Raw genomic sequence first — 9303 nt, 5'->3', positions numbered from 1 at the left:
ATCCGGTAGTTCAGCTGGTTAGAATGCCGCCCTGTCACGGCGGAGGTCGCGGGTTCGAGTCCCGTCCGGATCGCAGAAGTTTTCTCAATTTCTTTTAAAAAAATTGATCCGGTAGTTCAGCTGGTTAGAATGCCGCCCTGTCACGGCGGAGGTCGCGGGTTCGAGTCCCGTCCGGATCGCAGCTAATTTTAAAAACCCCTTCAGATTTCTGGAGGGGTTTTTTGTTGTGTTTTTTTCAATGGAATCAGAGGTTATTCAGGATCGTTCTTTCCGGTTTTGTGGAGCAGAAGGGAATAGAAGAAGTAAAAGAGTAGGGTTGTCTTCTTCCAGTTTCCTGATCCGGTTTCAACTAAAATGCCTTTCCCGAATTCGGGGAAAATTAATAACCGGGATTTTGTATTAAATTACGATTGGCGATAAGATCGTTTATAGGAATTGGGTATAAATTTCTGAAGTCTTCCAAACCTTTTCCATCCTTCACACCCCTTTCCAGGGCCATAAATAAGATAAAGATATAAATCTGCCATATCTGATCAGATCCGTTCCATGCATCATTAACTCCAAAATCTTTGGGATTCATCATACCTCCTATCGGGGCATGTACTAAGAAAGTAGTTCTGCCCCAGGTTTTAGAATGTATGCCATCAAAATTAATGGAAAGAATAACTTCAGGGTTGTTCAGGTTGTTATCTGCCAAAAACAGATCTTCATATTTGGTTTTCAGACTATAGCCCGATGAGATGACTTTATTGCAATAGGTAACAGCATCATTGTTCCTTTCTGTTCCGTCATATACCCTAGCGTTTAAGTATAATCTTGATAGTAATACAAGTTTTGAGCTTTATCTAATGCATTTTTATTTTATACTAAGCATCATAAACTTGTTAAATTAATACAGAATCTCAGGTTATAGTAAACATTACACGAACGGGTAATTGACAGGTCCGTATTTGTTATTTTATCTTTGGATTGAATCTATAATACTTCTTGTTGTATGTTTTATTGAGCTGATAGGCTTTGTTTTTCCAATTTTTTCAGCATCAGTACTAATATCCACGAATATTTAAAAATAATAAATATGGCATCATTATTAACACCCGTTCTCAGCTTCTCAAATGATATTGGCGGCTTACTTGGTAATAACGACGATAATTTCGGAGCAATTGGCAATCTGTTGAATATTCAGATGGATATGCTTGAAAATATGTCTTCGAAATTAGATAAGATTAAAGAGTCTTTAGACCTGATTATTGAGAGTCAGGAAGCAATAGAAAAAAAACTTGATGCGACACCCTCACAAACAGTTTTAGAACTTTATCAAAGAGATATTGAAGGACTTTTTATTATTCTCAAAGAAAAAGTGACCGCATATATTGTGGAAAATGAAAGCGGAAAGATTACCGCGGAAAGAATCAGTTTGATTTTTGATGAAATCTTACGGGAATTACAGCTTGCCAGAGCGAAGGTGATGGGGAGTGGGTATATTAACATTCCATTGGTGGCAACCTGCCTGCATTTTGAGGTTTTACTTATGGTATTTGCTAATCAGCCTAAATCTTATATAAAAGTTGTACTAAATTCTTACAAAAACTGGTTTGAGAAAGTATCGAATAAAGAGGGAGAGCTCTACGTTTCATATGACCAGGCAAAAGGCAATGCTGTATTAATTAAGAACGTAATCTATAATCTGTATACCTACAATAAAACTAAATTTTCAGAATCAAGAAAGCATACGATTTTCGTTTATGGAAATCAGTTAGGAAAGAAAGGTCCGGAAGCAGGTGAATTATTTGAGATAGAAGTTACTTCTGTTTTTTATGACATTTATTTTAAGAAGTTTAAATACAAAATAGGAAATAAATGGACTGATGATGAAATGAAAATGACAACCGGATTGATTGATCGTCAATTGATTGAAAGAGATGAGGTTTACCCTGAACTAGAAGTAGATTATTCCAGCATTACAGAAATACCCGTTTATACATTTAATAAAGAGGTGACTAAAAATGGAACGGTTGCACCCACACAAATAAGTTTAGATTTCTTCATTAATGAAACTTGGGAAGAATTAATGAATACGCCTGATAAAGATAAGATTACAGATGCAGAAAATAAACCCAGATTATTTGTAAACGCCAAGACAGAAATAGACAAGCTGAATTCAAATGGTGAACTCCTGATCATGTATGCTGCTTTTGTGAAATCAGCAGATGATTCCTTAAATGCCATTGAAAAAATTTCCAAAAACCTTGACACCTTTGATGAAACGAAAGCGATTTCATTTTTTACGGAATATGATACGATACAGGAATTAAATAACAAGAGAGTAGAGATCTGGCAGACATTCATCAATGAAAAAATTGAAAAAATTGCCGACGAAGAAAAAAAGAAAAAACTTTTGGAAATAAATACCCGTATGCAGCAGCTTAAAAATTCGGAACTTGATATTATTGCTGCGTACGATAAAGCTCAGAAAGAATTTGAAGATAATCTCTCAAAAGATCTTTGGGATGAAATAGCAAACGTTCTTGAACCTATTGGCAAAGAGATAGAAAAAGGGATTCAGAATGTAGGTAAGGAAGCTGAAGTTTTTGGACAAAACCTGGGAAAGAATCTTGAAAAAGGAATTCAGGATATTGGAAAACAATTAGAAAGGGACGCACAAAACCTTGGCGAAGGGATTAGTGCCTCGGTAACTTTTATTGAAGATCAGGCTAAAGCCTACGGAAAAATGCTTTCTAATGCAGGAAGGAGATTATTAGAAGGTAAAATCGTTGATGCTGTTTGGCATTCTTACACAGATATGCTCCAATATTCAGATGAAAACTTTGCAAAAGCTGTTCAGGATTCTTCACTTCTCAATTCAATTGCGTCCTCTGTTTGTTCAATATATGGAGGCCCGGCAGGTGCAGCGGCTTATGCTGCCTGGTATACTTATAAGGTTACCAGGGATTTATCATTGGCGTTGAAAACGGGTCTTATTACGGGATTAACTTCCTATTACACAAAAGAAATAAATGGTACAGAAGGATTAGCCGTACCCAAAGATGAGGTATTAAAAAAAGCTTTAGCAACGTCTGCTATTGGAGCTATTGCTATTGGAGCCAGCGGCGGTGACGAAAAGGCTATTTTGGAAGGCTTTTTAAAAGGAGCGGCACTTTCAATTGCGAGTAACAAATACAAAGAGCTGACCTTGGAGGAAATTGAAGGGAGAGCTCCTGCTGAAGGTCCTGTTTTGAAATTGGGCCGTATTGATGATAAGTATTTGATTATAAGGGATAATGAAGGGGATAGCCTGTTTACAACGGTTTTCGATGAGAATTCCGGCGAATATTTAGTAGTTCCGAATGCTAAATTAGAATTGTTAACCTTAAAGGAATTGGGAAGAAACGTTGCAATTGTTGGTGTTGGTTCAGTATCAGATGCCGGTTTACAGTTTTTTTCAAAATATGAAACCGGAATATTAATGCAGGGACTGGCTAAATTGCCTTATATAAATGACATGGCATTGTTTCATGACCAATGGTGCGATACTCTTGGAAATCTAAACGATTTTGAAACCATGATTACTATTTTGCCCGCAACTATTTTAACTGTTGGTGGCAGTCCGGCCCCTCTTCTGACACAAATTCAGGAACTGGCTGTTCAGAATAAGGAAAAAATAGAAAACCCTTAAAAAATGGATGCAGAAATCTTAACTATTATCGAAGAATTTTTGTATGATGAAAATGATGATTTTAAAAGAGAATTTGTATTTCCCATGTACAGAAAGAAAAATCAGGAGGTATGATCACAGAAAGAAAATTTATTCCCGGAGCAGAATGGCTGTACCTGAAAATCTATACTGGTGTAAAGACAGCAGAGAATTTTTAGACGAGAGAAACGCCATTCTTTCCAATATTGAAGCAAGTGAAACAGATGTACAGAATATAAGCTTCCATCATGAAAAACAATCATTAGGTATGTTATTGCAAAGTTTTTTTCAAAGCCTGTTCCATATGAATATCAACAGGCTTTTTATTTCTGATCAGAGAATATTTGAAATGATGATTTATGATTATCTGCTGAAGTATTATAAATCAACAGTATTCTATAATACTGAGAATATTTTGTGATGCGTATTTAATATCATACAATCTTAAAATCAACGGGCTGTATTCATTTTGCATATCCCATACTTTATTAGTATTTTAGTGATAACCATATAAAAACTCAATGCCGGAAAGAAGGTTTATTTTGCTGTCAATCCTGAAGACATGGCTTTTGGCTACAGTCATTTCAGAAATTTTATTGGTGATTTTTATGGATGCCACAAAACGTCCTGAAGATTACCGGAGAATGTGTGATATGAGCGGTTTAGGATATGCTCTCCTTATCTTCTGGATATTGGTTTTGAGTATTTTTTCCTTCAGTAGTCTTTTATCGCTTTTAAAACCGTTTCAGGGAAATATTAGAACAGCGCTGTGCTGGTTTCTGCTTCCCTCCATACCATTGATATTTTCTTTGTTTTTAACGATAAACGAGGGTTTTGACCTGGAAGGGGTATTCCTGTTACTGATTTTTAATCTTCCCTGGCTGATCCTGTGGATATTTTTCTATGTCAGGTTCAATACATTATTCAGATAATATTTTATTGGGGGTATATAACGGCATCTTATGAAAAAGCTTTTACTTTTATACAGTATCTTATTTTTTGCGGCACTTCAGGCGCAGCCTTTCACTTTTAAATCTGTTGGAGAAGCTAAAGAGTTTAGAGTAACATTTTACTATGGAACCTCTGGTAAAGGAGCTTTTGTGCAGTATTCCGGACAGAAAGGCAGGATTCCCTTACACATTAAAAAACACACCTTGGATACGAGCGGAAGGGATGATGGGCAGCCGGATACAGACCATTATGTATGGGATGAAATAATTGACGGGAAAGTAAGCGGAACCTATAGACTTTCCCTTATGAAGCATACTTTTTTTGATGTAAGCTACACCCGGAAAAAAGATAACAGAAATTTTAAGCTGGAACCTGTAGATGAGAAAACAGAAAAATATGACGGTAGCAACCAATATCTCATGCACGGAGTATTGATTTCTTTCAATCATTTTTACAACAATCGCCTTACTTTTGATTATGGCAACGGTAAAAAAGAAAATATAGAACTTTCATCTATAGAAAATCCGGATACTGCAAGGCAGAGCATCATAGAAGACTATAATTTTGATGGTTATGATGATGTTGCATTTTCTGTACCGGACGGCGGAATGGGCGTTTACAGAATGTTTACCATCTATCTGTATCAACCCGGGATAAAACGTTTTGTCAAGCTTAAAGAACCCGACTATTCACGGTCACGATGTTCCTGTTTATGCGATGTAAAGATAAATAAGGCAAATAAATTGCTGGAAACCGGATGCAGGGGAGGAGCTTCATGGCATAAAGATACCTATAGATTTGATAAAAATGGAATTCTGAAATGGAACTCTTCCAAAGAGGATAATGAATAAAAACAGATGAAGGAAAAATAACAACAGTATGTTTTTAAGATAAGCAAGGCCGCCGCTTTGCTTATTTTTTTGAAATATAGGAGATTACTTAATGTATGTCTTTGAAAATGTGATGGAAGAAAATAATTGGATAATATCTAAAAAACGTATTTTTATTGAGTATAACCTATCACCATTCAATATTAATGTTCAGAAAAATATTTGTAATTCTCTTATGTTGTATTTTTTCTATTCATATCTCCCAGATACCCGGATTGCGGAACTATAATGAAAATGACGGATTGAATAGTTCATACACCTATCGTTTAAAACAGGATAACAATGGTTTTATATGGATAGGCAGTGATAATGGACTCTTTAGATTTGATGGGAAGGAGTTTAAGCAATATGGAAAAGAAGAAGGACTGATGAATATAGAAGTAATAGACTGTGAGCCTTTACCTAACGGGGAAGTTTTTTTGATTCCATATCTGAATGATTTTGCTTATTTAAAGAATGGAAAAATTATTAATTTAAGTTTTAGCAGACTTCTCAAAAACCAGCTTGCCAATTCTTTAGCTAAGACTGATAGAAATGGGAATACATTGTATTTATATAGTACAAATAATCCTAAAAGTATCCTTACGTATGAAAATGGTACTGTTAAAACCCAAACCGTTCGCTTCAATTATGATAAAAAAGATGTAGATGCCTTTAAATATGATTTTCGCAGGAATATTTTATATATGAGGAATTATAAAGAAGATCGCGTCTTAGCCTATACTATGAATGATAATAAAATAAAAATTATTCAGGCTGAAGGAGATTTTGTCTGTGAAAAAGATAATCTTTTTGTGTTCAATCATAAAGGAACAATTAATGTATACAAAAAGCAGGGACTTTTTAAATTTCTGAAAATAAATTCTTACCGATTAAAACAAAATATTATATATGGTTCTATAGATAAGAACAATAAGTTATGGCTGAATTTAGAAGCAGGTGGAGCCTTATATTTTAACCAGTCATTACTGGATGAAAAAAAACCATTAGATATGCCTGTAAAATTTTTACAGAATTATACTATTCATAATGTTCTCGTAGATAAAGATGATAATGTCTGGTTTAATTCAAAAAACAATGGTATTTTTTTTATTACTAAGGTTTTCTTTGATCATTATATTAATCTCTCATTAAAAAATAATTCAGGATATATAAAAGCTATTGCCACTGATGGAAAGAGTATTTTTTTAGGTTATAATAATTCATCCGTTGCCATTTACAGCAATAATAATTTAAAGAATATAGTATTTGATGAGTATTATAAACATGATAGTAAGGCTATATATTGTCAAGGAAGTATACGGGTTTTCGCGTTCACTAACAAGATTGTTGTTTATAATACCGAACAAAGTAAAAAGAGCATATTGTATTATAATGCAAAGAATATAATTCCCTACAGCAAAGATTCCATATTATTTTGTACATCACAAGGCCTATTGATGTATCATTTACAAAATGGGAAAATTGAAATTTTATCTGATGAAAGAACTTACACAGCACTGCCTTTAACTGAAGACAGTATATTGATGGGGAATTTCAATGATCTGTATAAACTGAATATAAAAACAAAAAAGAGAGAATTATTTTTGGAGGGCTGCTACCTTAATGATGTTAAAAAACTCAAAGAAAATTTATATATAGGTGCCAGTAATACCAACGGAATTATTCTTTTCAATAACAAACAAATAGTCAGGAAAATTACAAAAAAAGAAGGCTTAATAAGTAATCAGGTTAAAAAAAATAATATTGAAACGCCTGATGTTTTCTGGGCAAGCACCAATTCCGGAATATCGAGAATTGAAATGAAAGAAAATAATATAAGAATTAATAATTTCACTCAGCTGGATGGGCTGCCTTCTAATTTAACAGCAGGCTGTATTGTAAGAAATGATTCTGTTTTTATCGCTACTTCCGGCGGGCTGGCGATTTTTCCGATCAGGAAATTACTTGCACAGGAGAAATCCATTAATAAAAAAGTAATTATCAATTCCGTAAAAATAGGAAGTAAAGAATATTCCAATATCAGCCAAAAGCTGGAAGGAATTACTCCTGATGATGTCATCTTTGATCTTAGCTTTCCAGACTATACTTCACAAGGAAAGATTGCATTTAAATATAAAGTGGAAGGCCTTAATAATATCTGGCAGACAACCAATTCCTCTAAAATTATTCTTAACTCTATCCCCCCGGGAAAATATTTATTAAAGGTCATTGGTTTAGGTTATAACGGAAAGCAATCATATGCTTCTACAGATATGGCATTTGAAATTAAGCCCCGATTCTGGCAGACATGGTGGTTTACTTCAGCCATGACTTTTATTCTTTTAACGGTCATATATGTGCTGATTAATTCGTATTTTCAAAAGCGGCGTAAGAAAAAGCTGGAAGCACTGTATTTTGAGAAAAAAATCGCAGAGTTAGAATTGCAGGCGATTAAAGCACAAATTAATCCTCACTTTATTTATAATTGTCTTAATTCTATCCAGTATCTGCTTTTCAAAGGTGATTATTCAAAAACTGAAAACTATTTAAATATATTTTCCAAAATGATCAGAAAGACACTTCATTATTCGGAAAAAACCTTTATTACGATCAATGAAGAAGCTGATTATCTCTTTTTATATCTTAATATGGAAAAGCTTCGTCAGGATGATCTTTTCGACTATAGTATAGATATTTCTGAAGACGTCAATAAAAACTGGGCGATTCCCTCATTATTAATACAGCCTTTTGTAGAGAATGCAATCAAGCACGGAGTTTCCGATCTTGAAAATCAGAAAGGTCTTATCAGCATATCATTTGATTATAAAAATGAATCTCTTTGTATAACCATTGAAGACAATGGTACAGGAATCAGCAATATAAAAGAATCTGCACTTAATAATTCTTTCGGACTGAAATTATCTCAAAAAAGAATTGAGACTTTTAAGCACCTTTTTGAAACGAATATTACTTTAAAAATCGTTAATCTTTCCGATGAATCTGAGAAACAGGGCACACAAGTTAAACTTTACATAACACCAAATGAAAACCAAAACACAAATTTGCATCATTGATGATGAGAAACATGGAAGAGATTATATAACACTCTTGCTAAAAGAAGAATTTCCCGAAATTGAGATTGTTTTTCAGGCTTCAAATATTGAAGACTCATATAAAAATCTTGTAAAAAAAGTCCCTGATATCTTGTTTCTTGATATCCAGCTGCGTGACGGAACCATTTTCGATCTGCTGTCAAAATTTAAAGAAATCCCATCACAGATTATATTTATTACTGCTTTTGAAAATTTTGCTATTCAGGCTATAAAAAACGGAGCAACCGATTATCTTTTAAAACCCGTTCAAAAGTTTGATTTCATTATTGCCGTCAATAAAGCTCTGGAAAATATTAAAAAAAATAAACCTGCTCATCATGCTATTTATGAGAATAAAATTAGCCTGCCGTCACTGCAGGGATTCAAAATGGTTAATGTCGCAGACATTATCCGTTGTGAAGCAGATTCATGCTATACTACGTTTTATATGATTAATAATGCTAAAATAGTGGTGTCCAGAACTCTTTATGAGTTTGAAGAAATACTTGAAGGATACAATTTTTTCAGGATACATCACAAACACCTGATCAACCTTTCCCATCTTCAAGAATATATTAAAGGAAAAGGCGGGCAGGTCATTATGAGCGATAACTCAATACTCAATGTTTCACAACGGAAGAAAAATGATTTCATACAGAAAATAGATGATATTGATATAGATTAATACTACGTT

General features: G+C 33.9%; 7 protein-coding genes and 1 tRNA gene. 7 read left to right on the top strand and 1 reads right to left on the bottom strand.

What is annotated here, in order from left to right:
- Positions 1-105: 105 nt before the first annotated feature.
- Positions 106-179: transfer RNA gene (locus AOB46_RS20975), tRNA-Asp, on the top strand.
- Positions 180-379: 200 nt separating this feature from the next.
- Here the strand turns inward: AOB46_RS20975 and AOB46_RS20970 are convergent.
- Entirely contained in the window at positions 380-697 is a 318-nt protein-coding gene (locus AOB46_RS20970; RefSeq protein WP_062703079.1) for a hypothetical protein, read from the bottom strand.
- A 381-nt stretch (positions 698-1078) separates the two neighbouring features.
- Between AOB46_RS20970 and AOB46_RS20965 the strand changes: the two genes are divergently transcribed.
- The 6 genes from AOB46_RS20965 to AOB46_RS20940 all read left to right on the top strand — a co-directional run bounded on the left by AOB46_RS20965 (position 1079) and on the right by AOB46_RS20940 (position 9294).
- A complete protein-coding gene (locus AOB46_RS20965; protein ID WP_062703077.1) occupies positions 1079-3676 on the top strand; it encodes a hypothetical protein in 2598 nt (865 codons plus the stop codon).
- A 52-nt stretch (positions 3677-3728) separates the two neighbouring features.
- Positions 3729-4115 carry a lantibiotic dehydratase C-terminal domain-containing protein gene (locus AOB46_RS20960; RefSeq protein WP_185113898.1) on the top strand — a complete coding sequence of 129 codons (387 nt, stop codon included), beginning with the start codon at positions 3729-3731 and terminating at the stop codon, positions 4113-4115.
- A gap of 100 nt (positions 4116-4215) precedes the next feature.
- Positions 4216-4626, top strand: coding sequence for a hypothetical protein (locus AOB46_RS20955; RefSeq protein ID WP_062703073.1), 411 nt, complete (start codon positions 4216-4218; stop codon positions 4624-4626).
- A 30-nt stretch (positions 4627-4656) separates the two neighbouring features.
- Positions 4657-5496, top strand: coding sequence for an XAC2610-related protein (locus AOB46_RS20950; RefSeq protein ID WP_062703071.1), 840 nt, complete (start codon positions 4657-4659; stop codon positions 5494-5496).
- 281 nt (positions 5497-5777) lie between these two features.
- On the top strand, positions 5778-8591 hold the full coding sequence (locus tag AOB46_RS20945; RefSeq protein ID WP_185113897.1) for a histidine kinase: 2814 nt from the start codon (positions 5778-5780) through the stop codon (positions 8589-8591).
- On the top strand, positions 8560-9294 hold the full coding sequence (locus AOB46_RS20940) for a LytR/AlgR family response regulator transcription factor (protein WP_062703067.1): 735 nt from the start codon (positions 8560-8562) through the stop codon (positions 9292-9294). The genes AOB46_RS20945 and AOB46_RS20940 overlap by 32 nt, the downstream gene beginning before the upstream one ends.
- The last annotated feature ends 9 nt before the right edge of the window (positions 9295-9303 follow it).

Origin of the sequence: Chryseobacterium indologenes, assembly GCF_001295265.1 — a bacterium.
Lineage (GTDB): Bacteria > Bacteroidota > Bacteroidia > Flavobacteriales > Weeksellaceae > Chryseobacterium > Chryseobacterium indologenes_A.
The sequence above is the reverse complement of the archived record's forward strand: the minus strand, read 5'-3'. Positions and strand labels throughout refer to the sequence as shown.

Coding starts and splice junctions, on each gene's coding strand:
- AOB46_RS20965 (WP_062703077.1), top strand. CDS start 1,079: ATGGCATCATTATTAACACCCGTTCTCAGCTTCTCAAATGATATTGGC.
- AOB46_RS20960 (WP_185113898.1), top strand. CDS start 3,729: ATGATGATTTTAAAAGAGAATTTGTATTTCCCATGTACAGAAAGAAAA.
- AOB46_RS20955 (WP_062703073.1), top strand. CDS start 4,216: ATGCCGGAAAGAAGGTTTATTTTGCTGTCAATCCTGAAGACATGGCTT.
- AOB46_RS20950 (WP_062703071.1), top strand. CDS start 4,657: ATGAAAAAGCTTTTACTTTTATACAGTATCTTATTTTTTGCGGCACTT.
- AOB46_RS20940 (WP_062703067.1), top strand. CDS start 8,560: ATGAAAACCAAAACACAAATTTGCATCATTGATGATGAGAAACATGGA.